Raw genomic sequence first — 25981 nt, 5'->3', positions numbered from 1 at the left:
CACCTCACGACACCGAAAGTCAGGGTCTGTCCGCATGAACGAGTACGGGAACTCCACCCCTGATCTCAATTGGCTGCTCGACGACGTCGTCAACCGCGTCGTCGGCGCGCAGAACGCCATCGTGCTGTCCGCCGACGGCCTGCTGCTCGGCAAGTCGTCCGGGATGAGCAAGGACGACTCGGACCAGCTCTCCGCCATCGCGTCGAGCCTGCAGAGCCTCGCCAAAGGGGTGAGCAGGCAGTTCCACCGCGGTCCGGTGCTGCAGAACATGATCGAGATGGAACGCGGGTACCTCTTCGTCTCGGCCGCCGGGCAGGGCGCGTGCCTCGCCGTGCTCGCCGGCGCGGACATCGATGTCGAAATGATCGCCTACGAGATGAACCGGCTGGTCAAGCGCGTCGGCGACTACCTGGCCTCGGCGCCGCGCGAGGCCGCGAACCTGTTGCGGGAGGCGACATGAGCGACGACGGCTGGTACGACGAGGCCGCCGGGCCGCTGGTCCGGCCGTACACGATCACCAGCGGACGGACCCCGTCCGAACACCAGCTCGACCTCTCCACCCAGGTGATGACCCTGCAGCAGGGATCGGACCCGGTCGGGCTCGGCCCGGAGCACCTGGCGATCACGCAGCTGTGCCGCAGACCCTTGTCGGTGGCCGAGATCGCGGTGTACGTGAAGCTGCCGCTCGGCGTCGTGCGCGTGCTGTGCGGGGACCTGATCGACCGCGGCCTCGTCATCACCCGCGCCCCGTCCCGTCAGCCGGCCCAGGCGCCGGACCATGAAACTCTCCAGGCGGTTCTCGATGGCCTCATCAAGCTCTGAAGACGCCGCGGCGTCGGTACCGACCCCGGTCAAGATCATCGTCGCCGGCGGCTTCGGCGCCGGGAAGACCACCATGGTCGCCTCGGTCAGCGAAATCCCGCCGCTGTCCACCGAAGAGGTGCTGACCGAGGCGAGCACCGGCGTAGACGACCTGTCCGGCGTGGAGCAGAAGAAGACCACCACGGTCGCGCTCGACTTCGGCCGGATCACCATCTCGCCGCGGCACGTGCTCTACCTGTTCGGCACCCCGGGCCAGGAGCGGTTCTGGTTCATGTGGGACGACCTGGCGCGCGGCGCGATCGGCACCGTCGTGCTGGTCGACACGCGCCGGCTGGAGACCAGCTTCGCGGCGGTCGATTTCTTCGAGCGGCGGAAGATCCCGTTCGTCGTGGCGGTGAACTGCTTCGACAACGCGCCGCGCTACACCCCCGACGAGATCCGCGAGGCGCTCGTGGTGCCCGACGGCGTGCCGATCGTGATGTGCGACGCGCGGCAACGGGATTCAAGCAAGATCGCGCTGATCCGCCTGGTGAAGCACGCGATGACGGTGGTTCCGCAGCCCGCCTGAGCCGGTACCGCGACTGCCCCAATGTGGCATTGGGTGCGTCACACGCACCCAATGTGGCATTCGGTGCGTCAGATGCACCCAATGCCACATTGGGGCGCGACCGGCGATGAGACCAGCGAGGGGGTTCCCGGCGCGGGGAGCCCCCTCGTTCGCTTCGTGCTGTCCTTAGTGGACTAACTCAATGCGGCGCTCCCGATGCCGACTGAGACGCGCCCAGGCGGAGCCAGCCGTCCGTGAGGGGAACCCTCACGGACTCTGATTCCCTCAGGGTTCCCCTCACGGACGTCAGCAGACCGTGAGCGGGCCGAGCCCTAGCGGCATGAGCTCCCGGCATGGATCCTTAGCGGACCGGGGCCATCCGGAGATTGAAGTGCCGCAGGATCTTCGGCGCTTCGACGATCCGGTACCCCGGCACCTGCTCCGGGTTCTTCGCGATGTCGCCGAGGATCTCGGCCACGTAGTCGTAGTGGCCCTGGGTGTACACGCGCCGCGGCAGCGCCATCCGGACCAGCTCGAACGGGGCCGGGGCGATCAGCTCGTTCTGCTCGTCGAGCGTGCCGAGGTAGAGCGAACCCAGTTCCACACAACGGATTCCGCCCGCCAGGTACAGCTCGCACGCCAGCGAGTGGCCCGGGAACCGGGACGCGGACAGATGCGGCAGCAGGCGGCCGGCGTTGAGGTAAAGCGCGTGGATGCCCGGCGGCTGCACGATGTCCACGCCAGCCTCGTTGGCCTGCCTCGCGAGCCGGGCCGCCTCGCCCGCCCGCGCGGCGAGATAGTGCGGGTCGACGACTTCCAGCAGGCCCTTGGCGACGCGGTCCAAGTCGTGCGCCGCGAGCCCGCCGTAGGTGCGGAAGCCCTCGGTGGCGATGAGGTTGGTTTCGCAGCGCTGCGCCAGTTCCGGGTCGGTCAGGCCGATGAACGCGCCCATCGGCGAGATGCCGTCCTTCTTCAGGCTCGCGACACAGCCGTCGACCAGGCTGAACGCCTCTCGCGCGACCTCGCTCGGCGTCTTGTCCGCGTAGCCCGCCTCGCGCTGGATGACCAGCCACGCGTTCTCCGCGAACCGTGCGGCGTCAAGGAAAACCGGCACGCCGTGCGCCCGCGCGAGCTTCGCCGCCGCGGCCAGGTTGGCCATCGAGACCGGTTGTCCGCCGCCGCCGTTGTTGGTGATGGTCAACAGAACCTGGCCGACACGGTTGCCGTCCGGGCCGCTGAGCAGGCGTTCGAGTGCATCGAGGTCGATGTTGCCCTTGAACGGTTCGAGGCTGTCGAGATCGCCGAACTCCGCGCAGGGCAAGTCGATCGCCTCGGCGCCGAGCAGTTCGACGTTCGCGCGGGTGGTGTCGAAGTGCGTGTTGCTGACCGAGATCCGGCCGCTCTCCAGCACGCTGGAGAACAGGACGCGCTCGGCCGCACGACCCTGGTGCACCGGCAGGAGATGCGGATATCCGGTGAGGTCGCTCAGCGCTTCGCGGAAGCGGTAGAACGAATCCGATCCGGCGTACGAACGGTCCGCGGCGGCCGCGGCGGCCTCCTGCGCGGTCGAGACCGCACCGGTGCCGGAGTCGGTGAGCAGATCGATGCTGACCTTGTTCGCGGGCAGGTTGAAGGCGTTGTAGCCCGCCTCGGCGAGCGCCTGTTCCCGTTCGGCACGGGTGGTGACCGGGATTTCGGCGACTACTTGGGCGCGGTATGGCGGGAAGGTCCGCATCAGGGTATTTCCTCCAGTTGTGGGTGACAGCCGAAAACTGCCGCGTCAGGTCATCCGGCCGAGCACCGGACGTTTTCTCGGCGGTGCTACGGCATAGGCCTCGGAGGACAGGTAGACCGTGATTCCGGAACCGAACTCGCCCATTCGCAACGACACGTGCGCGATCAGTCCGACGCCGTCGCGCAGCGGCCGTTCCGAAACCGCTGCCAGCGCTTTGTCCAGTTGTGTCGGGTCGAAGTCGTACTGCGCGAGAATGGCGTGCACCCGGGCGCGAGCGATCTCGTCGTCCGGCACGTAGCTGCGAATAGGAAGGTAAAGACTGTAGTTTCCGGGAGTACCACCCATACCTTCGACAAAGGAATAACTGGAAACCAGCGGACGACCTTCGAAAGGACCTTTTCCGCCGCCGAGCACGGCGAGGAATTCCCGGATCAGCATCGGGTCCGCACCGGGCACCAGCTCCGCCGCGCGCACCGCGTCCTCGGCCTCGGCGGCGTCGTGCGAGACGTACACCTTGACCCGCGACAGCGGGTCGTCGTCGAGGTCGAGCGCGAAGAAGGTGAAGTTGTCGCTCTCGCCGCGGCGCAGCGCGTGCTCCACGACCGGGTCGAACGCCTCGCCGAGATTCAGCCGCCGAAACCCCTCGCTGACCAGGGAATCCGCCATGGTCGGACCGCTGATCTGGGGGTTCAGGTAGACCTTGATCTTCGGCGCGGAGCCGTTGCGGAAGATCAGCGAGTACCACAGCGTGAACGGCCCGCGGCGCTCGTCGTGCGGGAGGAAGAGGTCGGCCACCGCGTCGAGCCGGTCGGTGACCAGGCCGTACTCGCCGGCCACCCGGGCGAGGAACTCGCGCGGGTCCGGAGCCCCGACGGTCTCGCCGAGAACCCTTACCACACATTCGCCATTGGCGTCGAATGCGACCGAGAATTCAACGGGCGTGGTGTCGTCCGCCACATTGCACGGGAACTGCGCCGGAGCGTCGACAGTCAATTCACCGGACTCGCCGAGCAACAACCGGAGAAGATCCAGGTGACGGCGTTCTTCGGGATCGAATCCCACTGCCTGGCACAGCCGGTCGAGTTGACCACCGGCGTGGCTGTACATCGACAACTCGACCATCGGCACACTCGCTCCGACCATGGCGCTGTATTCACCGTTTCATTCGTGCGTTCGGCCCCGTGAAGCATCCGCTGTTCGGCGGAGCGGGCGTTCGCGGGCCGCCGAGAAGATTAATCCCCGGAATGCCGATCACGATACCTCTGACGGAGCGACAACACCGTACGAAAACCGTGCCTGAGTGTGCTGATCAACACCGGAATTCACCTGAATTCCGCATCGACAGAACCGGATTCTGCAGCTACCCGGGCCCGCCATGTGGTCTAGCCCACTGCTGCGCGCGGCCGGTGTCCCGTGCACCCGGCTCGGCGGCTCTTCGGCGAAAATTGTCGGTGGCGGGTGAGACGCTCGTCTCATGACACCGACCCCGAAGCATCTGGCCAAGGTCGCCGAGAGCGACCGCCCGCCGATCCCCCGCGTCGCCGACGAACGCGAGACCCTGCTCGCTTACCTGGAGTGGCACCGCGAAACCCTCGAGCTGAAGTGCTCCGGGCTGAGCCAGGAAGCCGTGTCCGCCCGCGCGGTGCCACCGTCCACAATGTCGCTGCACGGCCTGGTCCGGCACCTGGCCGGCGTCGAACGATGGTGGTTCCGCATCCAGTTCGCGGGCGAGGACCTCCCGCTGCTGCACTACTCGGACGACGAGCCGGACCAGGACTTCGACCGCCTGGACGGTGATTTCAGCGAGGCACTGGCGTTGTGGCGCGCGGAGTGCGACCGGAGCCGGGAGATCGTGGCGGCGACGCCTTCTTTGGACGCGCGGGGAGTCGGGAAGACGACGGGCGAGCCGTTCTCGCTGCGATGGATGCTGATGTCGATGACCGCGGAGTACGCCCGCCACAACGGGCACGCGGACCTGCTGAGGGAGGTGGCGGACGGAGCTACTGGCCGGTGAGGTGGTTGTTGTTCGAGTCCTGTTTGGAGGTGAGGCACCAGGGTTTGCGCTCAGATGATCGGCAACCGTCGCCACGGTTCGCTCTCCCGCGATCGACAACCGCCGCCACGATTAGCCCTCCGGCGATCGACAACCGCCGCCACCGTTAGCCCTCCCGCGATCGGCAACCGGCACCACGGCTCGCGCGCAACCACGGCTCGCGCCGCTTCGCCGGAACGCCCTTCCGGCAAGTTTCCGCACCGCAGCGGCCAACGACAGCGTCTGCGCCGCTGGTCAGCCAAGCGCGTGCCCGGTGAGGTCGACGCCGCTCACGCTCTGAGTGGTCAGCGACCTTCCCACCGCAAGCCACCCGGCGTGCGATGCTGGACGGCATGACCGCCGATCCTGACTCCGGCCTGCTCTCACCGGTGCGCGCCGGAACCCCGGCCGAAGCGGTGACTGGTGACCGGGCGTTCGCAGCCGCCCTGCTGGAAGCGGAGGGCTCACTCGCGCGGGCACAGGCGCGGCTTGGCACGGTGCCGGCCGAGGCAGCCGAGCGGATCAGTGCTGCCGCGAGGCTGTTGGGCGAGGGCGAACTCGACGTCGTCCAACTTGCCCGCGACGCGCGTGCGACCGGGAACCCGGTGGTCAGCCTGGTGCGCACGCTGTCCGCCAAGGTCCCGGACGTCGCCGACTACGTGCACCGCGGCTCCACCAGCCAGGACATCGTCGACACGGCGATGATGCTCGTCGCGCGCAACGCTCTGCGGCTGATCAGCGCGGACCTCACGGCGATCGCGGACGCCCTCGCCACGTTGGCGCGCGCCCACCGCGACACCGTCATGCCCGGACGCACCCTCACCGCGCACGCCGTCCCGACGACGTTCGGTCTGAAGGCAGCGATCTGGCGGCAGGGCGTCCAGGAGTCCGCGCGCCGGATCGCTGAGCTGCGGCTGCCGGTGTCGCTTGGCGGCGCGGCGGGAACGTTGGCGGCGTACGTCCAGTACGGCGACGGCACCGACGACTATGCGGAACGGCTCGTCGCTGCCTTCGCGGAGGAAACCGGCTTGACCGCACCGATTCTGCCGTGGCACGCGGATCGCACCCCGGTGGCCGAACTGGCTTCCGCGTTGGCTGGCGTGACGACAGCGTTGGGCAAGATCGCTGTCGACGTTCAGGTGCTGGCCCGTACCGAAATCGGCGAAGTGACCGAGGCGACCGGCGGCGGGTCTTCGGCGATGCCGCACAAGCAAAACCCGGTGCAGTCAGCGTTGGTTCGCTCAGCCGCGCTGCAGGTGCCGGTGCTGGCGGCGGGAGTCACCCAGTCCGGGCTGGCGGAGGACGAACGCTCGGCTGGTGTCTGGCAGGCCGAGTGGCAGTTGCTGCGCGAATGCCTGCGCCTCACCGGCGGTGCGACGCATACGGCTGCGGATTTGGTGCAGGGCTTGGACATTCACGCGGACCGGATGCAGGATAATCTCGAGCTGACCAACGGATTGATCGTCTCTGAACGACTGTCGGCAGCACTGGCACCGATCGTGGGCAAGGCGCGCGCGAAGGACTTGCTGGGTGCCGCCTCCTTGCGGGCGATCGAGGAAAACCGTCCACTGGCCGAGATCCTGGCGGACACGCCGGAGATTACCGCCGCCATCGACGCTGCGACGCTGGCCGATCTCGCAGACCCGGCACAGTACGTCGGTGCGGCGGGACGAATGGTGGACCGGGCGTTGGAAGATTTCGGCGAGTAAGCACGAACGGGACCGCTGCCGGAGGAAATGGCCCTCCGGCAGGCGATCCCGCTGCGCGGTTATTCCACTGTGGACGAACTAGTGGGCCAAGCCGTGCCCGCCCGCCTCGGGTCGGCGCGGCTGGGCGGCCGGGTCGACTTCGACGGGTTCCTCGTCCTCGGGAAGCAGAACCCCGTGGCGCGCCGGGAGAACCGCGGTCAGCAGACCGAGAACCGCGATGCCGAGGTGCAGCCAGTTGTCAGCGTCGGCGAGGTTGAGCGGGTTGCCGAGGCCGGACACCGGGTTGACCGTGATCGTCCCGGCGAGCATCAGGCCCCAGACGAACAGCGCGCCGTAGCCGAGGAAGAGCAGCCAGCCGAACGTCCGGGCGCGGCCGGAGCCCAGTGCCAGCAGCAGGCCGATCACGCCGGTCGCCACGTGGACGACGTTGTTCAGCGGGTTGGCGGAAAACCGCCACAGAGTGACACCGTGTCCGGTGAAATCCCCGAACCCGGACTTCACGAGCCCGATGATGCCGTAGGCGAGAAACAGGACCCCGAGCAGAATGGCCAGCACCTGGGCGGGCTGCACCCCTTCCACCCGGACGCGGGCTCGATGCGCACGAACCATGACTCCAGTCCTTCCCATACCGAAGGTGACGGTGGGTCAACCCTGAAGGGATCCCCCGCCCCGCCCGGCCCGAAACCCGAATCCCGCCGCCCCGACGCGCCCACCGGGCAAAATCGGCGGCACGGACTGGGCTGCCGGGGCCAATGGGGCTGCTGAGCCGACCGGAGGCCCGAGTGAGGCACCATACGGACCGGCTCGCGGCCTCGGCGGCGGAGAGCCGAAGAATTGGCGCGGCGACTCCTCCGGCCCCGGAAACGGGAGCGCGGCAGAACCGCGCGGCTCGGACCAGCCCGGCGATCGGCATGGCTCTCGCGGCACTCAGACCAGCGCGGCGAACCCACACCGACGCGTCGACCGGCAGAGCCCGGCCGCACGCACCCCAGCCCGGCCGCACGCACCCCAGCCCAGCCACCGGCAGAACCCCACGCACCCAGACGAGCCCAGCGATCGGCAGGACCCGCGCGGCACTCAGACCAGCCCAGCGAACCCACCCAGACCAACGCGGCGACCGGCAGAACCCACCCACCCACACCAAACGAGCCCAACGACCGGCAAGACCCGCGCCCCACCCAGACCGACAGAACGCCTGCCGCACGCACACCAACCCAGCGACGAGCAGCACCACCGCCGCACCCCGGCCAACCCAGCGACCGGCCGAACCGCCGCCGCGCTCAGACCAGCGCGGCGACCAGCACAGCAAACGCACCGATGATCACCGCGACCCGCGCGTAGTGGTAGCGGTCCCAGCGGTTCATCTGCTCTTTCCAGTCCGCGGGCCGGTTCTCCGGGGTCCACGTCTTGCCCTGGTTGTTGATCGGGACCAGCAGCAGAATCGACATCACCACGCTCACGATCAACAGTCCGGCCCCGATCACGACAAGCCCGGTGCCAGGGCGATCCCAAGCAAAGACCGCCCAGATCGCGCTCAGGACAAGCGACCCGATGTACCAGAACGGCATGATCGCGCCGAGCATCCGGCCCCCGTGGGCGCGGCCTAGCTGATTGCTGTCGTCCGGGAGCCCGTTGAGGATCGGGTTGATGACGAAGGCGACGCAGAACTCCACCCCCACCATCACGCCGACGACCACGACGGTGCAGACCTCGAGTGCGCTGAGCATGATGACCTTCCTGAAATCTAGCAGTGCTAGCCAATGAGGCGATGCTAGTACTACTGCCGCTCGGTTGTCTAGCAGTGCTAGACTCCCCTTATGTCGGTACACGAACGCAAGCAGCGCGAACAGGCGGAGCGCGAGCGCCTCATCGTGGCGACCGCCCGGGAGCTCGCCGAGCAGCAGGGCTGGGACGCCGTCACCACCCGCAGGCTCGCCGAGCGCATCGAGTACAGCCAGCCCGTCCTCTACAGCCATTTCCGCGGCAAGCGCGAGATCATCGGCGCGGTCGCGCTCGACGGGGCCGCCGAGCTGGCAGCGGCGGCGCGGTCCGCGGCCAGCGCCGAAGACGACCCGCGCGCCCGGGTCACGGCCCTCTCCCGCGCGTACCTCGACTTCGCCGAGCAGCACCCGGCGGTCTACGACGCCATCTTCCAGCTCGACGGCGGCCTCGCGTTCGCGCAGGACGACACCCCGGAACCGCTGAAGGACGCGTTCGCCGCGCTGATGGAAACGCTCGGCGAAGTCGCCGGCGAAGGTGTCGACCCGGGCCTGTTCACCGAGCTGTTCTGGGCGTCCCTGCACGGAATCGCGACCCTGACCCGCGCGGGACGGCTGCCGAGGGAGTTCGCCGAGCAGCGGGTCGACCTGCTCGTGGAACGGCTCGTCGTGGTCTGAACCACCACTGCTTGCCCGCAGCCCGCCCGACCGTCACGCGTACTGGCCGGTACCGAGACCCATCCCACAAACCGGCCCCATTCGGCGAACCCTGATCAGGTGATCGGGGAAGTCGGGGCATGCGCAGGGCGAATACGTTCCTCTTGGCCGGCTTGCTTCTCGGTGCGGTCATCGCGTTTCTGGTCACCGAGGCCCAGCCGTACCGGCAGGTGGTCACCGCCGCCGCGCCGGCGGACGGGTCCGGCGTCATCTCCGCGACAACCGACTCCAGCACGCCCGGCTCCAGTCCCGTCCCGAAAGCGAGCACCGGCAGCGCCGCGCCGCAGCAGGGCGCCGATCTCAAGACCGAACTCCCCGCGCTCGTCCCCCAAGGGCACGTCAGCGTGGTCGTCTACGACCGCCGCAACGGCACGACCCCGGTTTCCCTCGACGCGCATCGGCACTACACGTCCGCGTCACTCGTGAAGCTCATGATCGCCTTCGACGCGCTCGACCGCGGCACCAGTCCGGCCACCGTGCGGGAAATGCTGTCCCGCAGCGACGACGACCTCGCCAGCAAGCTCTGGGTCGCGGGCGGCGAGACGCACATTGTCCGGGAAGCGGTGAGCGAGATGGGCCTCGCCGAAACCACCCCGCCTGAGGACCCGGGACGCTGGGGCGACACGGAAATCACCGCCGCCGACATCACGCGCGTCTACCGCTACCTGATGGATCGCGCGCCGGCCCAGCAGCGCGAGACAATCCTCCGGGCGCTCCGCGGCGCGACCGAGAACGGCGCCGACGGATTCCGTCAGTACTTCGGCATCCCGGACGCGCTCGGCGACGCTTCCTGGGCCGTCAAACAAGGTTGGTCCTGCTGCAATCCCGGGCGCATCCTGCACACCTCAGGCCTCGTCAAGGACGACCGGTACCTCGTCACGGTCCTCACCGAGAATCCCCGCTCGGTCGGCTACGAAACCGCCGAAGCCCAGGTCACCGAAGTGGTCAAGCACCTTCCCGGGATCCGCTGAGCGTCACTGCTCGACCGCGGTCAGCCCGCCCCGCGCGCCCGTGCTCGGCAGCGGCCACGGCTTCACGCCGCCAGTCACGTCGGCCCGCGGCCCCGGAGCCGACGGTCCGGGAATCCGCTGCCCGATCCACGTCAGGACGTCCGGCAGCTGCGCTTTGAAGGTGTTCATGTTGTGCCCCGCGTCCGGAATCCGCCACGACGTGAACTGCACCGGAGCCTGCGCGGCCGCGCGCATCTGGTCGACTGCGCGGCTTTCGTTCTGCTCCTTCTCGCCGGAGATCGCGAGGAGTTCCAGCGGGGCCGGATGCAGCCGGACGTTGATCTTGACGTTGTTCGCGTCCTCGATGTCCTTGCGGCCGCGGAAAAGATTCTCGGTCTCACCGTCCACTTGGGCCTTCTCGTAGCCGCTCACGCTCGCCGCCTGCGCGTACCACTGCGGATGCCGCGTCACGAGATTCAGCGCGCAATAGCCGCCGGACGACCAGCCCGCGATCGTCCACGCCCGCCGGTCCGGATTGACGCCGAGGCGCTGGATCGCCCATTCCCGGACGTCCGCGGACAGATAGGTGTCATTGGGACTTCCGTTGACCTCGTCGACGCATTCGGTGTCGTGGCCGATTTTCGGCGTTCCGGTCGGGTCCGGGATCAGCACGATCACCGGCGGCAGCAGATGCTTCGAGATCGCCGCGTCAAGCTGCTCGGGCAAGTGGTACCCGATCGGGGCGGTGGTGACCTCCGGACCGGACGGGTAGTTCGGGATCCACGTGATCGCCGGGAACCGCATCGACTTGTACGGGTGCTGGAAGTATTGCGGCGGAAGGTAAACCGTCACGTCGCGGGTGAGTCCGGTGCGCCGCCCGGTCACCGTCACGTGCGCGATGGTGCCCTTGCCGACCCGTGCGTGCGCCACCCCGAGGTCGCGCGCGCGGGCGAGGTCGACGCCGTTGTCACCGCCTTCGACGTCGATGCCTTCGGCGGCGAACGCGCCGGTTCCGAGCAGCGAGCCGAGCGTCGGGAAGAATCCGCCGATCATATTGCCGGTCAAGCCAAGCGTGACGATTACGAGACACAGCGCGACAAGAACCGTGGCACTGCGGCCGATTTGCTTGCGCTTGCGCCATTTGTCCCAAAACCACGGTACCGAGATGACCGCGAGAAGCGCGAGCACGCCGATCACCGCGAGCATGACGGGCGAATCCAACCTGATTGCGCTCAGGTGCACGGGAACCTCCAGGACCGATCGCGCGCCCGGAAGGCGGGACCCGCTGCTCTAGATACGTTTGAGAGGCCATTCTCGTTGTGATCAAGTGATGTCGATCACGCCCAGAATGGCCCCGCCAAACTCAGCAGAACCTCAGGATTGCCCGTTAGTCCCTGATTAGTTGCCGAATGCGCCACGCAGCACAGTGATCGCCTGTGTGATCGCCGCTTCCGCCGCGTGCGTTTCACGAAGCGCGTTCACCATCACGAAGTCGTGGATCACTCCCTGATACCGCACCGCCGTCACCGGCACGCCCGCCGTACGCAGCTTCGCGGCGTACGCCTCGCCTTCATCGCGAAGAACGTCGGCCTCGCCGGTGATCACGAGAGCCGGCGGCAGTCCGGCAAGCTGCTCCACAGTGGCGCGAAGCGGCGAAGCGGTGATCTCGGCGCGCTGCGCCTCATCGGTCGTGTACTGGTCCCAGAACCACTTCATGCCTTCGCGGCTGAGGAAGTAGCCGTCGGCGAACTTGGTGTACGACTCGGTGTCGAAGGCAGCATCGGTGACCGGGTAGAACAGCACCTGCTGAAGGAACTTCACGTCACCGCGCTCCTTCGCCATGAGCGTCAGCGCCGCGGTCATGTTTCCGCCGACGGAGTCGCCCGCGATCGCGATTCGCGTGGTGTCGAGCCCCTTCTCCGCGCCGTTCTGGACAACCCACTTCACGGCGGCGTAGTTCTCTTCGATCGCGACGGGGTAACGAACCTCCGGCGAACGGCTGTATTCCGGGAAGACAACGGCCGCGCCGGTTCCGGCGGCAAGTTCGCGGACCAGCCGCTCGTGGGTGTGGAAATCGCCGAAGACCCAGCCGGCGCCGTGGATGTAGACGAGCACCGGCAACGGTCCGGTGACGCCCTGCGGCTTGACGATCCGGACCTCGACGTCCCCGTTCGGTCCACCCGGGACGGTCAGCGTCTCGATGTCGGCGGGCGCCAGTGCGACGTCGCCGTCTTGCACGCCGTCGACCGCCTTGCGGCCCTCGGCGGGCGGGAGCTGGAAGAGGTACGGCGGCTGGTCGGTGGCCTCGGCGAACGCCAGGGCGGCCGGCTCCAGGGCGAGGTTCTGCGGGTTCGCGGTCATGACTTCCTCCGATAGCTGCGTCGTGCGGACTGCACAGAACATAGCTCCACAACTTAGTTGTGCACAACTAGATGACGCTCAATGAGATATAGAGCACTTGAGTTGCCCTTCCCGGCCAGCCGAGAGAAGATGGAGAGCTGGACGACGAAAACCGAGGGAGGCCACCGATGACCAGCCCAGACACCGGAGAAACCGGTTCCCTGCTGCTTGACGACCAGCTGTGCTTCGGCCTGTACTCGGCCTCCCGGGCAGTCACCGCGCTCTACCGCGCGCTGCTCGAACCGCTCGACCTGACCTATCCGCAGTACCTGGTGATGCTCGCGCTGTGGCAGCAGGACGAGCAGCAGGTCAAGGAACTCGGCTCCGCCCTGAACCTCGACTCCGGCACGCTGTCGCCGCTGCTGAAGCGGCTGGAGAAGGCCGGGCTGATCAAGCGCGAACGCCAATCCGACGACGAGCGCTCGGTCCGCATCCGGCTCACCGAAGAGGGAACCGCGTTGCGCGCCAAGGCCGAACGGATCCCGCCGCACGTCGGAGCGGCGATGAACTTGAACAACGCCGAACTCGGCCGGATGCGCGCCGCGATGGATCAGCTGACGGCTTCGGTCAACGCCTACCGGGAGTCCTACCGGCCGAGCTGAACGCGGCGCCATGGTTAGCATGAGCGCCAGGGCGAGCGTGAGGACGGCGATGAACACACAGGACGAAGCACTGCGCGCGGTGGAAGCCAGTCTGGACCGGCCGTCGGCGGCCCGCGTCTACGACTACTTCATCGGCGGCACCACCAACTACGCGATCGACCGCGTCTTCGCCGAGAAGGTGCGCGAACGGCTGCCGCTGATGGGCGAGTACTGCCGCACCAGCAGGCAGTTCCTCGGCCGCGCGGTGCGCCAGAGCGTGCGCGAGGGCATCCGGCAGTTCGTCGACATCGGCTCCGGCCTTCCCACCGCGGGCAACGTGCACGAGGTGGCCGACGACGAGCGCCCGGAACACGACACTTCCGTGCTGTACCTGGACAACGAGCCGGTGGCGCTCGCGCATTCGCAGGTGCTGCTCGCCGACACCGCGGACGAGGACCGGCACCAGGCGATGGCCGCCGACCTCCTGCAGCCGGCCGAATTGTGGGACCGGGTCGCCGATTCGCACGTGATCGACATCCGGAAGCCGGTGGCGCTGATCGTCAACGCGGTGCTGCACTTCATCAAGGACGACCAGGACCCGGACGGCATCCTCGAGTTCTACCGCAAGCAGCTCGCGCCGGGCTCGTTGCTCATCCTTTCCCAGATGACCAACGAAAATCCGGTGGACGACAACGAACGCCAGGCGCTGGTCGACATCATCAAGTACTACGAGTCGACCACCAACCCGGGCATCCTGCGCACGAAGGCGGAGTTCGAACGGTTCTTCGGCGGCTGGCCGTTGCTCGAACCGGGCCTGGTGTACGCGCCGGCGTGGCATCCGGACGGCGACACGGTGTTCGCGAAGGTGCCGTCGGAGTCGCGCGTGATCGGCGGCGTGGCCCGCAAACCGCAGGCCTGACCAGGTTTTCCCACCCGGCCTCCACCCCCGGGTGGAGGCGCGGGACGGGCCGGTCCGGGCACAGTCGGCGCTGTGCCGAACACCTTCGACAACATCCTGATCGGCCTGGTCGTCCTGACCTGGCTGATGTGGCGACAACTCCAAGTCCGCCGCGCCGACCGCCCGCCGGTGGTGCTGCTCGTCATCAGCGCGCTCGGGGTCGCCTCGCTCGGCGTCGCGATCGCGAAGACCGCGCCGACGACCGCGGCGATCCTGTTGCTCGTCGGCAGTTTCGTCGTCGCCGGCGGCTTCGGCGTGGCCCGCGGGTACACCATGCGAATCTGGCGCGCCGACGGAACCTTGTGGCGGCAAGGAAATTGGCGAACCGCCGTGCTGTGGCTCATTTCCTTCGGCGTCCACTTAGGACTTGACTTCGCCATCGACGCGGCCAACGCAGCGAAAGGCCTCGGCGGCGCGTCAATCCTGCTCTACCTCGCGGTTTCCCTCGTCACCCAACGACTCACCGTCCGCAGCCGCGCTCACGACGCCTTGCGCAAGACGTCCAACGCCGCGTAAACCGCCTCCCGACCCAGCTCCACCGCGCGCCGCAGCACCGCCGGATCCCGCTCCAGCACAGCAACATCCGGCGCACCAGCCGGAGGCCGGACACTCGCCAGCCGCGGATCTTCCCGCAGCTGGCGTTCGTCCTCCAGATCCCGGTCGTACTGCGTGCGCCAAGCGTCGACGGTGCCCGGCGCGTGGCGACGCAGGAACCGCGGCACCACCACGTCCTGCACACGCGGCGGCCGCATCGGAAGCTCGTCCTCGCGCCGGGTCCTCAGCAAAAGCACGTCCGTCGCGCCCTGCGCGAGCGCGGTGCGGAACGGCAGCGGCTCGGCGATCCCCGCGTCCACGAACCGCCGCCCGCCCATCGCGATCGGCGGACCGGCCAGCACCGGCATGCACGACGACGCCGCGAGCGCCGTTTTGATCCCGGCCACGTCCTCGATGAACGGATGCAGATCGGTCGACTCGCCGGTTTCGGCGTCGGTGGCGAGCGGGTGGAAGCCGACCGGATTCGCCAGGATCGCCGGGAAATCCATCGGTTCGAGCACCGAATACACCTGGTGCACGAGGTACTCGAGATCGACCACCGCCCGGCCGCGCAGGGCGTGCAGCGGGTTGATGATCCGCCGCATCACCACCGGGTTCCACCAGGTCCGCACGCCGGTCCGCGAACGCCCGCACAACAGCCAGGCGGCGTTGAGCGACCCGGCGGAAGCGCCGTAAACGTCGTCGAACGCCGACGCCGCCCCGAGTTCGTCGAGCGCGAGCGCCATTCCGCTCGAATACGTGCCGCGGCTGCTGCCGCCCTCCACCGCGAGCGCGAGCCTGCGGCCGTCCGTCCGCCGCCCCGGCACGCTGCCCTCGGCGATGCGCTCGGCGAGCAGTTCCAGAACCGGATTCACCCCTCCATCTTGCTGCTCTTCGCCGCCGCGATCGACCCGTTTTGCCCCCTCTCCGGGTGACCTGGCTTGCACTCAGTTGCACTGCACCTAGTTGCATATGACACTGTCCGACATGGCACTGGAGCACGCGATCCTCGTCTCGTTGTCGGAGCGCTCCGGCTCGGGCTACGAGCTGGCGCGCCGGTTCGAGAAGTCCATCGGGCTGTTCTGGAGCGCCTCCCACCAGCAGATTTACCGCGTGCTGAAGCGGATGGAGGAAGCCGGCCAGGTCGCGGTCAACGTGGTGGCACAAGACGGCCGGCCGGACAAGAAGGTCTACACCGTCAGCGAGCCGGGCCGCGTCGAACTGCGCCGCTGGCTCGCCGAACCGTCGCCGTCAGCCGGGCCCCAGGAGCTGGCGGTGAAGCTGCGCGGGGCGTCGTTCGGCGACGCCGAAGCGGTCGCCGCCGAGATCACCCGGCACCGCGACGCGCACGCCGAGTGGCTCGAGCTGTACCGGCAGATCGAGAAGCGCGACTTTCCCGCCCCCGACCGGCTCCGCGGCCGTCCGCTGCACCAATACCTCGTGCTGCGCGGCGGAATCCGCGTCGAAGAAGGCCAGGTCGAGTGGCTGGAAGAAATCCTGACCGCGTTGCAGGCCGACGAAAAGGAATCTCACTGATGACCGAGTACCCGAACCTGCTGTCCCCGCTCGATCTCGGCTTCACGACGCTGCGCAACCGCGTCCTGATGGGCTCGATGCACACCGGTCTGGAGGACCGCGCGTCCCGCTTCCCGCAGCTGGCCGAGTACTACGCCGAACGCGCGCGCGGCGGCGTCGGCCTGATCGTCACCGGCGGGTTCGCGCCGAACCGCACCGGCTGGCTGTTGCCGTTGGCCTCGAAGCTGTCGACGCCCGGCGAGGCGAAGAATCACCAGCTGCTCACCGGCGCGGTGCATGCCGAGGGCGGCAAGATCGCGCTGCAGATCTTGCACGCCGGCCGCTACGCCTACCACCCGCTGAGCGTTTCCGCGTCGAGCCGCAAAGCGCCGATCAACCCGTTCCGCCCGCGCGCGCTCACGGCGTACGGCGTGCACCGCACGATCCGCGCGTTCGCCGATTGCGCCGCGCTGGCCCGCGACGCCGGGTACGACGGCGTCGAGATCATGGGTTCCGAGGGCTACCTGATCAACCAGTTCCTCGCCGAACGCACCAACCGGCGCACCGACGCCTGGGGCGGCACCGCGGAGAAGCGCCGTCGGTTCGCGGTCGAGATCGTCCGCCGTACCAGGGAAAAAGTCGGGTCGGACTTCATCATCATCTACCGGCTGTCCATGCTCGACCTCGTCGAAGGCGGACAGAGCTGGGACGACGTCGTCGCGCTGGCCCGCGACGTCGAGGCCGCCGGGGCCACGATCATCAACACCGGCATCGGCTGGCACGAGGCCCGCGTGCCGACGATCGTCACGTCAGTGCCGCGCGGCGCGTTCACCTGGGTCACCGGCAAGCTGAAGCCGCACGTTTCGGTGCCGGTGGTGACCTCCAACCGGATCAACCTGCCGCACGTCGCGGAACAGGCGCTCGCCGACGGCGACGCGGACCTGGTCTCGATGGCCCGCCCGCTGCTCGCCGACCCGGACTGGATCCGCAAGGCCGAGACCGGCCGCGCGGACGAGATCAACACCTGCATCGCCTGCAATCAGGCCTGCCTCGACCACGCGTTCAGCCGGAAACCGGTGTCCTGCATGGTGAATCCCCGGGCCGGGCACGAAACGACCCTGAACCTGCTGCCGACCCGACGGGTCAAACGGGTCGCGGTCGTCGGAGCCGGACCCGCCGGGCTCGCCACCGCGACCGCGCTCGGCGAACGCGGCCACGACGTCGAGCTGTTCGAGGCCGACGACGAAATCGGCGGCCAGTTCGGGATCGCGCGGCGGATTCCGGGCAAGGAGGAGTTCGCCGAGACCATCCGGTACTACACGCGCCGACTGGAGGTCACCGGGGTGAAGGTGCACCTCGGCACCCGGGTGACCGCCGCGGACCTGACCGGCTTCGACGAGATCGTGCTGGCTACCGGCGTCACGCCGCGGGTCCCTTCGCTGCCCGGGATCGACCATCCGAAGGTGCTGTCGTACGTGGACGTCGTGCGGCACGGCAAACCGGTCGGCGAACGGGTCGCGGTGATCGGCGCGGGCGGCATCGGCGTGGACGTCAGCGAATTCCTCACGCACAGCTCGTCGCCCGCGTTGGATCGCGACGCCTGGATGGCCGAATGGGGCGTCACCGACCCCGCGCTCGCGCCCGGCGGACTCGCGAAGCCGAAGCCGGAACCGTCGCCGCGGCAGGTCTACCTGCTGCAGCGCAAGAAGTCGCCGATCGGAGCGGGCCTCGGCAAGACGTCCGGCTGGGTGCACCGCGCGGCCTTGCGCGCCAAGGGCGTTGAAAAGATCAGCGGCGTTTCCTACGACCGGATCGACGACGCCGGTCTGCACCTCACGGTCGACGGGAAACCGCGGCTGCTGGAAGTCGACACCGTGGTGGTCTGCGCAGGCCAGGAATCCGTGCGGGAGCTCGCCGGCGCGCTCGGCGACGTGCCGGTGCATCTCGTCGGCGGGGCCGACGAGGCACGCGAACTCGACGCCAAACGGGCCATCGACCAGGGCACCCGGCTGGCCGCCGTCCTGTAGCCGCTTGCGCGCACTGGCAGGATGGCCCCGTGCGAGACGTATGCGTAATCGGGCTCGGGCTCATCGGCGGTTCCCTGCTGCGAGCCGCCGCGGCGAGCGGCAGGACCGTATGGGGAACCACAGTGTCCGAAGTGGACGCTGACGCGGCGAGCCGCGGCGGCTACGACGTCACCACCGACGCCGAAGCCGCCCTGCAGCGAGCCGCGGCAGCGGACGCGATCGTGGTCATCGCGGTGCCGCTGCCCGCTGTGGAGAACCTGCTGCGGCAGGTCGCGCAACACGCGTCGCACTGCATCCTCACCGACGTGGTCAGCGTGAAGGGCCCGATGCTCGACGCAGTCCGCCGCCGCGCGCCGTACACGCGCTACGTCGGCGGACACCCGATGGCGGGCACGTCGCGCTCCGGCTGGCTCGCGGGCGACACCATGCTCTTCCGAGACGCGGCCTGGGTCGTCGGCGTCGAAGAGGAAACCGACCTCACTGCGTGGGCCGAGGTCACCCGGCTCGTGCTGGACGTCGGTGCGCACGCCATCCCGCTGCCCGCCGATTCGCACGACGAGACAGTCGCCCGGATCTCGCACCTGCCGCACCTGTTCGCCGCGATCCTCGCCTCGGTCGGCGCGCAAGGCGGCCCGCTCGCGATGACGCTGGCCGCCGGCTCGTTCCGCGACGGCACCCGCGTCGCCGGATCATCGCCGGACCTGGTGCGCGCCATGACCGAAGGCAACCGCGACGCCCTGCTCCCGATCGTCGACGACGCACTCGGCCGCCTCGGCGCCGCCCGCGGTTCGCTCGCGTCCACCGGCGGCCTCGCCGCGACTATCAACGCAGGTCACGAAGGCGCTTTGGCGTTGGAAGCGGCGCGCGACGCGGCGCTGTCCGGCGTCCGCATCGACCTCACCGCCGCCGACGCCCGCGAAGGACTCGTGGCACTCGGCGAACGCGGCGGCCGGATCACCGGGCTGGACGGAGCGGTCGCACTCGGCGAAGTGTCTTGACTTGCCTGGAACGCCTGGTGTGTGACGATTGAATCCTCTCAATCCCAACCCCGGGGAGGCATTCGATGGGCATCAACTTCGACGAGCTCAAGAACAAGGCGACCGAGGCGCTGCGCGAGAACAGCGGCAAGCTCGAGCAGGGTCTCGAGAAGGCGGCTGAATTCGCGAAGTCCAAGGTCAGCGGCCACGACTCGCAGATCGACGGCGGCGTGGACAAGGCGAAGGACCTGCTCGGCAAGGTCACCGGCAAGAACGAAGAAGGCGGCGAGAAGCCGGAAGACGGCCCGAAGCCCGAGGGCGGCCAGGCCGAGGGCGGCCAGGCCGGCGGACAGCAGTAACCCTTCGCCTCCAGGTTGGGCCCGTTCGCACCCCAATGTGGCATTGGGTGCATCCCACGCACCCAACGCGGCGTTCGGTGCATCCCACGCACCCAATGCGGCGTTCGGTGCATCCCACGCACCCAATGCGGCGTTCGGTGCATCCCACGCACCCAATGCCACATTGGGGCGCTTCGGCCAGGCTCAGGTGCGCCGGTGATACGGCAGGAACCGGCGCACCAGCCGCAGCGGCGACCGTTCCACCAGGTCCGGCCCGCGCACCGCGTCGAAGGTCGAGCCGAGCTGGTCCACCACTCCGGCGAGCCGCGGGTTGTCCGGCATCGGCATCGAGTCCGGGTCCCGCTGCTCGCGGACCGCGGAAGCCAGCTCCGCCAACGCATCCGTGAGCAGCTCGATGTCCGCGGGCGACGGAGCGGGCGCGCCCTCCCCGATCGTCACGCCGACCTCGGTCACCGCGTCGGTCACGCGCTCCAGGCCAGCGATCACCGGCCACCACGCCACCGCCTGCCGTCCCGCCGGCGACGGCTCCACGATCACCTGCTGAAACGCCGTCCGCAGGTCCGCGAGCGCCCGGTACGCCGCGCGCCGGGCCCGCGACCGGGCGAGCCGCGATTCGCCGGTCGAGTTCAGCACCATCGCGGTGCGGACGTACTTGGCGACCGTGTCGAAACTGTCCGCCAGCCGCCCGCCGACGGTCGGCCGCCGCGAACCCGGCCACAGCAGATAGCCGACGACGAGCACGATCACACAGCCGATCACGGTGTCGACCAGCCGCGCCAGCACGACCGTCCAGCTGCCGGTGTTGGCGAGGTCCATCTGCAGGATGATCAGCGGCGTCACGAACGTGCCGAGCATCCCGTAATTGCGCACCTTCCCGACCGCGGCCCCGCCGGCGAACACCGCGATCAGCGCCACCAGCACCCAGCCGCGCGCGCCGAAGGCGAGCACCACCGCGCCGATCCCGACGCCCGCGACCGTGCCCATCCCGCGCAGCACCGCGCGGCCGAACACCGAGCCGAAGTCCGGTTTCAGCACCACGCCGACGGTGAGCGTGATCCAGTACGACCGCTCGAACGGCACCATCAGCGCCACCACTTCGGCCACCGCGACGCACACCGTGAGCCGCAGCGTCGCCAGCCAGGTCAGCGGTCCGGAAAGCCCGCTCGCCCACTCGCGCACCCGGCGCAGCAGCGAGACCTTCTTGCGGCGCTTGCGGTCGTCGAGCTTCCCGATCCGCGCCAGCCCGGCGTAGAGCGCACTGACCACCGCGTCGGCGTTCTCGTCCGCCAGCTCGGGCGCGGGCGGAAGCGGCTGGCTCGCCAGCACCGAGGCGGCCACGCGCGTCAGGTAGTCGATCACCTCGTCCGGCGCGCGCTGTCCGGCGTTGACCATCGCGACCGACGCCTCGACCGCGGGTGTCGTCGCGGACAGCCGGTTCAGCAACCGCCGATACGCCGCGTCTCGGCCGGACAGCCAGGAACGCGCGACCAGCAATCGGTCGTATGCCGTGCTCATCGCGGTGGTCAACTGGTGGCGCGCGACCCGCGAAGTCGGTTCGTCCTCCGCCGACAGCATCGCCGCGAGTTCGATGTAGACCTGCGCGACGGCTGTGCGTTCCGGGCTCGTCGCGCGGAGCGTCCAGGTGCCGAGCGCGACCAACAGCCCCCAGCCAGCGCCCGCGCAGAAGAAGCCGAAGAGCGCTTCGGTGCGTACGCCGGTCGCGTGCTGCGCGGTGCCGAGCACGCAGAAGACGAACATCTGCAGCCCGGCCACCGAAGCGTTGCTGCCCGCCGCGCTGATGAGCGCGGAAACCGCCGCCACCACCACGACCGCCGGGATCGACCAGGCGGGCATGCCGCCGGTGAGCAGCCCGATGAGGTACCCGGCCCCGGCCGCGAACGTCGCCCCGCCCAGCCGGCGCGCACGGTAGCGATAGGCCCCGGACGCCTCGGACAGCACGGTCGGCAGCGCTCCGGTGGAGATCAGCGCGCCCACCGCGATGTCGCCCGCCGCGTACGCGACCGCCAGCGGAGTAGCCAACGCGACCACCGCGCGAGCGACCATGTTCCACGGAATGGGAACAGGTTTGGAACGCAGAAGCTGCGTCAGCCAGTGCGGCGCGGCGAAGTCGGAGCGGCTCACCGCACCATCTTGACCTACCGGGGCCGTCCGGGATTGATTTGTCGCTCTGCCAACAACGTGTTCGAGGAGCTTTCATGCCGGGTCGCAGGTACTCGTTCGAGGTGAACAAGGTGAGCAGCGCGCCGCCGCCGGTGCTGTTCCGGCTGGAAAGCGACGGGACGCTGTGGTCGACGTGGGCGCGTCCGCTCGTGTGGCAGTCCCGGTGGTCGGCGCTCGGCGACGACGGCCGCGTCGGCGCTGTCCGGGAAGTCGGGTTGTGGCCGGTTCAGGTCCGCGAACGGACTCTCGAATACGTACCGGATCGACGCCACGTCTACACATTCGACGGTTTCAGCCCGGTCCACGACTATCGTGCGGAGGTGGCGTTCACGCCGAACGCCGACGGCGGCACGGACCTCAGGTGGTCGGGGTCGTTCGCCGAACGCATCCCCGGAACGGGGCCCGTCGCCCTCGCAACGTTGCGCAGCGTGATCGGATTTTTGGCCACGCAGTTGGCCAAAGCGGGCAATCGTGCTGCCTGACGGGGGTGCGTTGCACCACAACGATCAACTCAGACTGGAGTACAGACGTCATCCCCTCGGGTGACCCCGAGGGAAAGGAAGCAGCATGGCGAAGCGGTGGCTGGCGGCGGCATTGGCCGGTTTGCTCGCATTGTCGGCGTGCTCCAGCCCTGATTCGAGTCAATCGCCGGAACAGGCGAACCCCGCTCCGGGGGCCGCGAAGCCGGGTCCGCCGCCCGGGCCGTACCCGTTCGGCACCGTGCAGCAGAAGGCCCCGGCGATCCAGGACGGCAAGGTCGGCGTGGTCCGCCGCATCCAGACTGACAAGCCGTACGTCTTCATCACCATGGACGACGGCGCGGTGAAGGACCCGTCCGCGCAGGGCCTGATCCAGCAGTCCGGCGGGCATCCGGTGCTGTTCCTCAACAATCGGTACGTGAAGGGCCACGAGGCGTACTTCAAGGCCATCCTGGACTCGACCGGCGCGGTGCTCGGCGACCACACGGTCAACCACCCGAACCTCAAGGGCAAACCGCTGGACTTCCAGAAAAAGGAAATCTGCGACGACGCCGACGACTTCCAGAAGTCCCTCGGCGTGCGCCCGAGCCTGTTCCGCCCGCCGTTCGGCAACTACGACCAGAACACGCTGAAGGCCGCCGCGGAGTGCGGGATGCGCGCGTCGGTGCTGTGGACCGCCTCGGTCAACGACGGCGTCGTCCAGTTCCAGTCCGGCGACAAACTCCGCCCGGGCGACATCGTCCTGATGCACTTCCGCAAGACGTTCAAGGAAGACTACGAAGCGTTCATCGCCCAGGCCAAGAAGGACGGCCTGACGCCGGTCCCGCTGGCCGACTTCCTGGGCTGAGCACCGACCGCGGGTCTCGTGCGTGGCAACCCTCCTACGCGGCGGTTCCCACTGCCATCGCCACTCACGAAGCCCGCCACGCGCCGTGCCGCTTCCTTCGCCGACCCTCATGCTCGGCAATCACGGTTCTCACCGTGACAGCCACTCACGAGCCCCCACCACGAACTCGCCACCGCGCCGCTTCCTCTCGCCTCACCGTGGCGGTCAGCCTTCGCGAAGGCGCTCCTCGCCCGTCAGCCGCGCGGTTATCCTCGCGCCGCGCAGCACGCCGTCTTCGGGCGAGCGCTCAGCCAGCCCCGAGGCACACGAACGGCCGCCGCATCGGGTCCACCGCCACCGCCTCGGCCAGAGCCAGCGCGGGGGAAGTCCCCTCCGCCAGCCGCCGGTGCAGGTCCGCCATCGTGTCCGCCGCCGCCCGGTCGCCGACTCGGGCCACCGCGCCGATGACCGTCCGCGAACCGCTCGCCAGCAGCGTCCCGGCGAAGCCCAGCGCTTCCTCGCCCGGCCGGATGTGGCTCATCGCCAGCTCGCACGCGGCCAGCACCACCCGCTCCGGCGGGTTCGCGAGCCGGGTCGTCTCGTGCGCGAACAGCGGGCCGTCGACCAGCTCCACCCGGGAGAACAGCGCGTTCGCCGGCTCGTGCGCGCCGTGCGCGACCAGGTGGGCCAAGCGGGTGCCGTCCAGCGCGGTCAGGACCGTGGCACTCGTCGCGTCGTCGCCCTCGACCAGCTGCGCGTCCGGGTACACCGAGCGCAGCTTACTCACCTCGCCGACCGCGCCCGGCACCCCGGGACCGCCCGCGAGCAGCACCGGACCGTCCTCGGCGGGACGTTTCGCGGTGATCCACGCGGTCGCCGACGGAGCGATCGAGACCGGATGCCCGCGCAGCGACGGCAACGCGCCCCACGGCATCGCGTACAGCTGCCCGATCGGGACGATCACCAGCTCGCGATCGTCGAGAGTCTTGACCAGCGACGCGGAAATCAGCGCGTCGAGCTTCTCCGCCCGCCGGCGCGCGGACGCGGACACCGTCTCCGCCATGATCGGCGACAGATGGTCCGGCGCGAGCGCGTCGAGGTCGGCGTGCAACTGGGTCGCGGTCTCCACGATGTCGTCCAGCGGCCCCAGTTTGAGCAGCCGGAACGTCCCGCGGTCGACGACCAGCGAGTACAGCTGATTGTTGTACGGCACCAAACTCACCAGCACGCGGTCGCCGAGCGCGGCGACGACCTCGTCCGGCGTCGCGACCGGACGCGGGCGGCCCCACTGGCTCGTGTACCAGCCGAGCCTGCTCGCCTCGCGCTGCAGCTGCGTGTACCGCTGCTCCAGCGCCTTCACCGGCTCGCCCTCCAGCCGGGCGCGCTGAATGGTGCGCTGGACGTGCCGCATCTCGTTGATGTGCTTGGCCAGCACCGGATCCTCGATCACCGGCAGCGGTTCGTACCGGTAAACCTGCGCCCGGGTGCGTTCCAGCCACGCGAACATCCGCCGCGCGCCCGCCGCGTTCCGCCGCGCGCGCCGCAGCACGAGCCGCATCGCCAGCCTGCCCAATTCCTCGCCGTGCACGGCCGTGCCGCACAACAGGTCGAGCCCGCCCATCCGGTCGCGGATCGTGCCGAGTTCGCGCAGTCCGGCGCGGGCCTGCGCGAGCGCGGCGCGCGGCCGATCCTCGGCGACGGCCAATTCCGCCCGGCACAACCGGAACAGCATCCGGTGGTCGACCGGCGACGTCGCGCGCGGGGCGGGAACGTGCGTGAGAACGAGCGAGGCTTCGGCGATTTCCTTGCGGCGGATCAGCAATCGCACCGCGAAGAGCCGCGCGACCGCCGCTTCGTCACGCAGCCCGAGCGCGGCCAGCCGTTCGGCGATGGAGACGAGTTCGGCGGGCAACCGCGAGGTGGACCGGCCATGGCGGTCCGACAGCACCTGCTGTGCTTCCGCGCGAAACCGTGCGAGACCGGCGATCTCGGCCCACGTCCGATTGCCGCGACGGAGAAATCGGCGGCGCGCGTCTGACGCGGACTTTCGCGCCAACGCGAAATCGCCCTCCAGCAACGCGGCCGCGGCCCGGGCGACCTCGGCTTCCGCGATGTGCTGACCGGATCCGTTGGCGCGCAACTCCGGCAGCGCTTCGTCGAGGTGCTTGCCCGCCTCGTCGGCGAGGCCCGCGGTGAGCAGCGCGCGGGCCTGGTCGAGCCGGATCAACGGGATCGAACCGGGCGATTCGGTGACGAGGATCCGCGCGGCTTGTTCGTAGCTGGACAGCGCCTGCGGGACGTCGCCGATGAGCTGCGCGTGGTCGCCGAGGTTCTGCCGGATCTTGCCTTCGAGCCGGGTGTGCCCATTTTCGCGCGCGAAGCCGAGCGCGCGCTCGAGGTCGGCTTGCGCGGCGTTCGGCTGATTCAGCGCCATGTGCACGAGGGCCCGGTTCAGGAGCATGATCACCAGCGTCCGGCGGGAGTCGTCGAACTCCGCCTCGATCCCGGGCATGACGGCGTCGTACACCGAAAGCGATTCGCTGAACCGGCCGCCGCGCATCAGCACCACCGCGCGTTGGCCGGTGACCAGCAACCCCAGTTCGCGGACGGCCTTGTTTTCCGGAAGCTGGTCGCGAAGATGCCGCGCGGTCTCCAGGTGCGCGAGACCGGCGTCGGTGGAGGCGACCTCGGCCTCGGCCGCACCGAGGCTCACCAGCACCCGCACCTGCAGTTCCCGGTGCTCAGGCAGCGGTTCGGCGACGCGCGCCAGCCGCGTGAGCGCGCTGCGGAACAACCGCACCGCGATGCCGGGCCGCTGGTCGGACGCGGCGGCCCGGCCGCGCGCGTACAGATCGGACGCCGCCGCGATCGTTCGATCATGGACGGGCGCGGACACGGACTCTATGGGAGCACA

Annotated in this window: 25 protein-coding genes; 16 read left to right on the top strand and 9 right to left on the bottom strand. The window is 69.1% G+C overall.

Going from position 1 to position 25981, the window contains the following annotated elements; translation table 11 throughout:
• The first annotated feature begins 34 nt into the window (after positions 1–34).
• From ACFORO_RS23670 to ACFORO_RS23660, 3 genes are read left to right on the top strand one after another with little or no spacing between them, the layout of a single operon-like run.
• The gene (locus tag ACFORO_RS23670; protein WP_116199532.1) at positions 35–460 is read left to right on the top strand and encodes a roadblock/LC7 domain-containing protein; all 426 of its coding nucleotides are present in this window, start codon (positions 35–37) and stop codon (positions 458–460) included.
• Complete coding sequence (locus ACFORO_RS23665) at positions 457–822, top strand: DUF742 domain-containing protein (RefSeq protein ID WP_009071595.1); 366 nt, start codon at positions 457–459, stop codon at positions 820–822. Before ACFORO_RS23670 ends, ACFORO_RS23665 begins: the two co-directional genes overlap by 4 nt.
• Positions 803–1390 carry a GTP-binding protein gene (locus tag ACFORO_RS23660; protein ID WP_067583957.1) on the top strand — a complete coding sequence of 196 codons (588 nt, stop codon included), beginning with the start codon at positions 803–805 and terminating at the stop codon, positions 1388–1390. Before ACFORO_RS23665 ends, ACFORO_RS23660 begins: the two co-directional genes overlap by 20 nt.
• Before the next feature lie 340 nt (positions 1391–1730).
• Here ACFORO_RS23660 and ACFORO_RS23655 read toward each other — a convergent pair whose 3' ends face one another.
• Together ACFORO_RS23655 and ACFORO_RS23650 are read right to left on the bottom strand one after the other, a co-directional pair.
• Positions 1731–3104 carry a tryptophanase gene (locus ACFORO_RS23655; RefSeq protein WP_377868769.1) on the bottom strand — a complete coding sequence of 458 codons (1374 nt, stop codon included), beginning with the start codon at positions 3102–3104 and terminating at the stop codon, positions 1731–1733.
• 45 nt (positions 3105–3149) lie between these two features.
• The gene (locus ACFORO_RS23650) at positions 3150–4247 is read right to left on the bottom strand and encodes a tryptophan dimethylallyltransferase family protein (RefSeq protein ID WP_377868768.1); all 1098 of its coding nucleotides are present in this window, start codon (positions 4245–4247) and stop codon (positions 3150–3152) included.
• Between the two features lie 331 nt (positions 4248–4578).
• On the opposite strand from ACFORO_RS23650, the gene ACFORO_RS23645 reads away from it, so the two are divergent.
• Complete coding sequence (locus ACFORO_RS23645) at positions 4579–5118, top strand: DinB family protein (RefSeq protein ID WP_377868767.1); 540 nt, start codon at positions 4579–4581, stop codon at positions 5116–5118.
• 371 nt (positions 5119–5489) lie between these two features.
• Positions 5490–6845, top strand: coding sequence for a 3-carboxy-cis,cis-muconate cycloisomerase (pcaB, locus tag ACFORO_RS23640; RefSeq protein WP_377868766.1), 1356 nt, complete (start codon positions 5490–5492; stop codon positions 6843–6845).
• 78 nt (positions 6846–6923) lie between these two features.
• Here pcaB and ACFORO_RS23635 read toward each other — a convergent pair whose 3' ends face one another.
• Both ACFORO_RS23635 and ACFORO_RS23630 read right to left on the bottom strand, forming a co-directional pair.
• Positions 6924–7454: a DUF4383 domain-containing protein gene (locus tag ACFORO_RS23635; protein WP_377868765.1), complete on the bottom strand. Its 531-nt coding sequence runs from the start codon at positions 7452–7454 to the stop codon at positions 6924–6926.
• 671 nt (positions 7455–8125) lie between these two features.
• On the bottom strand, positions 8126–8572 hold the full coding sequence (locus ACFORO_RS23630) for a DUF1772 domain-containing protein (RefSeq protein WP_354738905.1): 447 nt from the start codon (positions 8570–8572) through the stop codon (positions 8126–8128).
• A gap of 90 nt (positions 8573–8662) precedes the next feature.
• Between ACFORO_RS23630 and ACFORO_RS23625 the strand changes: the two genes are divergently transcribed.
• Positions 8663–9241, top strand: a complete 579-nt coding sequence (locus ACFORO_RS23625; RefSeq protein ID WP_354738907.1) for a TetR/AcrR family transcriptional regulator — start codon at positions 8663–8665, stop codon at positions 9239–9241.
• Positions 9242–9360: 119 nt separating this feature from the next.
• Positions 9361–10251 carry a hypothetical protein gene (locus tag ACFORO_RS23620; protein ID WP_377868764.1) on the top strand — a complete coding sequence of 297 codons (891 nt, stop codon included), beginning with the start codon at positions 9361–9363 and terminating at the stop codon, positions 10249–10251.
• Between the two features lie 3 nt (positions 10252–10254).
• Here the strand turns inward: ACFORO_RS23620 and ACFORO_RS23615 are convergent, their stop codons facing one another.
• The gene (locus ACFORO_RS23615) at positions 10255–11472 is read right to left on the bottom strand and encodes an alpha/beta hydrolase (RefSeq protein ID WP_377868763.1); all 1218 of its coding nucleotides are present in this window, start codon (positions 11470–11472) and stop codon (positions 10255–10257) included.
• 156 nt (positions 11473–11628) lie between these two features.
• Positions 11629–12591 carry an alpha/beta hydrolase gene (locus tag ACFORO_RS23610; protein WP_354738913.1) on the bottom strand — a complete coding sequence of 321 codons (963 nt, stop codon included), beginning with the start codon at positions 12589–12591 and terminating at the stop codon, positions 11629–11631.
• A gap of 167 nt (positions 12592–12758) precedes the next feature.
• Between ACFORO_RS23610 and ACFORO_RS23605 the strand changes: the two genes are divergently transcribed.
• The 3 genes from ACFORO_RS23605 to ACFORO_RS23595 all read left to right on the top strand — a co-directional run bounded on the left by ACFORO_RS23605 (position 12759) and on the right by ACFORO_RS23595 (position 14685).
• Positions 12759–13232, top strand: a complete 474-nt coding sequence (locus tag ACFORO_RS23605) for a MarR family winged helix-turn-helix transcriptional regulator (RefSeq protein ID WP_377868762.1) — start codon at positions 12759–12761, stop codon at positions 13230–13232.
• 49 nt (positions 13233–13281) lie between these two features.
• Positions 13282–14130 carry an SAM-dependent methyltransferase gene (locus ACFORO_RS23600; RefSeq protein WP_377868761.1) on the top strand — a complete coding sequence of 283 codons (849 nt, stop codon included), beginning with the start codon at positions 13282–13284 and terminating at the stop codon, positions 14128–14130.
• A 72-nt stretch (positions 14131–14202) separates the two neighbouring features.
• Complete coding sequence (locus tag ACFORO_RS23595; protein ID WP_377868760.1) at positions 14203–14685, top strand: hypothetical protein; 483 nt, start codon at positions 14203–14205, stop codon at positions 14683–14685.
• On the opposite strand, the gene ACFORO_RS23590 is transcribed toward ACFORO_RS23595, so the two are convergent.
• Complete coding sequence (locus ACFORO_RS23590) at positions 14649–15578, bottom strand: patatin-like phospholipase family protein (RefSeq protein WP_377868759.1); 930 nt, start codon at positions 15576–15578, stop codon at positions 14649–14651. The two genes, ACFORO_RS23595 and ACFORO_RS23590, sit on opposite strands and share 37 nt — an antisense overlap.
• Positions 15579–15690: 112 nt before the next feature.
• On the opposite strand from ACFORO_RS23590, the gene ACFORO_RS23585 reads away from it, so the two are divergent.
• The 4 genes from ACFORO_RS23585 to ACFORO_RS23570 all read left to right on the top strand — a co-directional run bounded on the left by ACFORO_RS23585 (position 15691) and on the right by ACFORO_RS23570 (position 19581).
• Positions 15691–16239 (top strand): PadR family transcriptional regulator, encoded by a 549-nt coding sequence (locus ACFORO_RS23585; RefSeq protein ID WP_377868758.1) that lies wholly within the window; start codon positions 15691–15693, stop codon positions 16237–16239.
• Positions 16239–18245, top strand: a complete 2007-nt coding sequence (locus ACFORO_RS23580; RefSeq protein ID WP_377868757.1) for an oxidoreductase — start codon at positions 16239–16241, stop codon at positions 18243–18245. Before ACFORO_RS23585 ends, ACFORO_RS23580 begins: the two co-directional genes overlap by 1 nt.
• 29 nt (positions 18246–18274) lie before the next feature.
• Entirely contained in the window at positions 18275–19243 is a 969-nt protein-coding gene (locus tag ACFORO_RS23575; RefSeq protein WP_354738927.1) for a prephenate dehydrogenase, read from the top strand.
• Between the two features lie 65 nt (positions 19244–19308).
• Positions 19309–19581, top strand: coding sequence for an antitoxin (locus ACFORO_RS23570; RefSeq protein WP_377868756.1), 273 nt, complete (start codon positions 19309–19311; stop codon positions 19579–19581).
• Between the two features lie 183 nt (positions 19582–19764).
• Here ACFORO_RS23570 and ACFORO_RS23565 read toward each other — a convergent pair whose 3' ends face one another.
• Positions 19765–21723, bottom strand: a complete 1959-nt coding sequence (locus ACFORO_RS23565; RefSeq protein ID WP_377868755.1) for an FUSC family protein — start codon at positions 21721–21723, stop codon at positions 19765–19767.
• A gap of 74 nt (positions 21724–21797) precedes the next feature.
• On the opposite strand from ACFORO_RS23565, the gene ACFORO_RS23560 reads away from it, so the two are divergent.
• Both ACFORO_RS23560 and ACFORO_RS23555 read left to right on the top strand, forming a co-directional pair.
• Positions 21798–22244 (top strand): SRPBCC family protein, encoded by a 447-nt coding sequence (locus tag ACFORO_RS23560; protein ID WP_354738933.1) that lies wholly within the window; start codon positions 21798–21800, stop codon positions 22242–22244.
• Between the two features lie 85 nt (positions 22245–22329).
• The gene (locus tag ACFORO_RS23555) at positions 22330–23088 is read left to right on the top strand and encodes a polysaccharide deacetylase family protein (protein WP_354738935.1); all 759 of its coding nucleotides are present in this window, start codon (positions 22330–22332) and stop codon (positions 23086–23088) included.
• Between the two features lie 286 nt (positions 23089–23374).
• On the opposite strand, the gene ACFORO_RS23550 is transcribed toward ACFORO_RS23555, so the two are convergent.
• On the bottom strand, positions 23375–25963 hold the full coding sequence (locus tag ACFORO_RS23550) for a CHAT domain-containing protein (RefSeq protein ID WP_377868754.1): 2589 nt from the start codon (positions 25961–25963) through the stop codon (positions 23375–23377).
• Positions 25964–25981 lie beyond the last annotated feature (18 nt).

Source organism: Amycolatopsis halotolerans, assembly GCF_042647905.1.
Lineage (GTDB): Bacteria > Actinomycetota > Actinomycetes > Mycobacteriales > Pseudonocardiaceae > Amycolatopsis > Amycolatopsis halotolerans.
The sequence above is the reverse complement of the archived record's forward strand: the minus strand, read 5'-3'. Positions and strand labels throughout refer to the sequence as shown.